At 33.3% G+C, this 2,099-nt stretch carries 2 protein-coding genes; both read right to left on the bottom strand.

Annotation, left to right across the window (positions count from 1 at the left end):
• Positions 1-308 precede the first annotated feature (308 nt).
• Positions 309-1,250: a BC_2427 family protein gene (locus ACQKMD_RS08495; protein ID WP_427751129.1), complete on the bottom strand. Its 942-nt coding sequence runs from the start codon at positions 1,248-1,250 to the stop codon at positions 309-311.
• A gap of 199 nt (positions 1,251-1,449) precedes the next feature.
• Positions 1,450-1,899, bottom strand: a complete 450-nt coding sequence (locus ACQKMD_RS08490; RefSeq protein WP_427751127.1) for a hypothetical protein — start codon at positions 1,897-1,899, stop codon at positions 1,450-1,452.
• Between the last annotated feature and the right edge of the window lie 200 nt (positions 1,900-2,099).

The following is a 2,099-nucleotide window of genomic DNA, read 5'->3' as shown; positions in this document are numbered from 1 at the left end:
GCGTACTGGCTGTCGTATTATTTACTACTGCATTATCAGCCACCGGAATTTGTTGCGTCGATGGTACTATGCATGCTTCTTGCTGTTGCTGTTGACTGTTGTTACTGTTGTTACAATTCTTCATTTCCTCACCTCTATTATTTTTTGAGCTTTTTCAAACTCTAATAATAAAATATGTGGATTAAATATTTTCCAATAGGCTAATAGAATAGTCATTTGATTCATTTACAGCATGAATTTATTTATTAAACATGAATAGAGAAACAAACTATTATTTATATCAACTTCTAAAGATGGCATATTTTAGTTTATTCATCACATAAGGTAGCTTTAATTTTCTGTATTTGTGAAAGATGAACGGTTAAGTTAAGTGCCATTCGTTGGTGAAGTCGATTATTCTTTTGCTTTTGCTGCGACGCATTTTCATTGTGATTTGTAATAGCTGAATACCTAAAATTTTGTAAAATTTTACCTTCTAATGTTATTTTTCCTTTGGAAACTGTACATGACCCATTACCTAATGATTTGCCAGATTGATCAGGAATAAATTTCAAATTTCTTAATTCAACATTGCTAGAGATTTCTTTAAAACCAAGAACTTCCTGTTCAAAGAAAACTTGATTGCTCATATTTATTTCAATTTCATACTCTCCTACTACTACAGGGACTCTTACTTCTATATGATTATGTGTACATTCTGGTTTACCCTTCTTTTTTTGTGAATGCATATGGATTGGATTAGCAATCGTTTCATATATCCTATTCTCTGCATATTGCATTTCATTTTCAGAAGTAAAACTAATAATTTCATTAATTGTTGAACGGACTAACCTATATTGCATTGGATCAGGGTAAGATAATTCTGTATGAATAAACTGTGAATGGCTCTCTGATTGTTGTGTCTGATTATCGCCTTCGAGGAATAGTGCAGATTGTTGAATGATATTACCCGAAATAGGTAGACGAAGAAAATCATCAATTTCAACAAATATAGTAAATGGAATTATATTCTCTTTTGAATAGATATTTTCCAAATTAGAAGGTGGAATTACATTACATTCTTTTTTATCTTCTATTCTCGTTTTTTTTATTCCCTGTTCTTCGATATCTGTCACAGATTCTGTAAGAGATTTGGTATGTACTGAGTCATTATTTTGAAGCCGATATAATTTCTGGTCAATTAGAGCTTTATAATTATTCTGTTGCTGAGATTGAATCCGCTTTAATTCGATAATCAATGGAGTATTCATTCCATCCACTCCCATAAAAATAGATTTGCTTATATCTATTTATTTATGCTTCTTGGCTTTTTTTGTTCCCGGTGACGAAGATCGTCTTCAATTTAGCAATTGATTTTGGTGAATGGAACAACAAAAATCCTGATTCCTCAATTTAAGTGCTGAGAAATCAAGCTTTTCATCTTAGTGAAGAGTCTCTTTTTTACGAAAATTAATTTCTAAATAATCTTGACCAAAAACCACCTTTAGTTTGTTCGGTTGTTGCTAATGTTTCTAATTCAGCAATCTTAGAATTTAATTTACGAATTTCAGCCATTAAAGCGTTGGTATTCGGTGTAGTTTCAGCTAACTTTGTTTGATTCCTTATCATTGTATCCATCAGTTCTTGCATGTGCTTAAACTCATTACTTTCCTTTGGATGTTCAATCGCCTTTAAAGTCATATCCGACTTGGTTTCTAACGTACTCAAACGCTCTAATAAAACGGTATTATCATGCTCTAACGTAGCAACGTGTTCAGCCATGAGTTCCATACTTTTAAAAATATCTTCTAAATCCACAGTTTTCAAGGCTTGAAGGGATGTAGCGTTAGACGGTATGAAGTCTGCACTTGAAACCTTAGATGCCGCCTCTTTGAGCGTTAATCCATGCGTTTTACTCAACGTTAGGAAAGCACGAAATATTAATATGTCATAATCTGAATAATCACTTTGATTTCTATTATTTCTTTTGACTTCGTAGCCAGCACATTATAATTCAAGAGAGTAGGTACGAAGGGTATCTTTAGCAATATCCAGTTTTATAGCTGCATCACTAGCATTCAAGCGGCTCGGCGCTCGCCCGCGGAAAGCGAGCGGTACGC

Source organism: Viridibacillus sp. NPDC096237, from assembly GCF_050278625.1.
Lineage (GTDB): Bacteria > Bacillota > Bacilli > Bacillales_A > Planococcaceae > Viridibacillus.
Note: the sequence above shows the minus strand (reverse complement) of the source record. Positions and strands in the feature narration are given on the sequence as shown.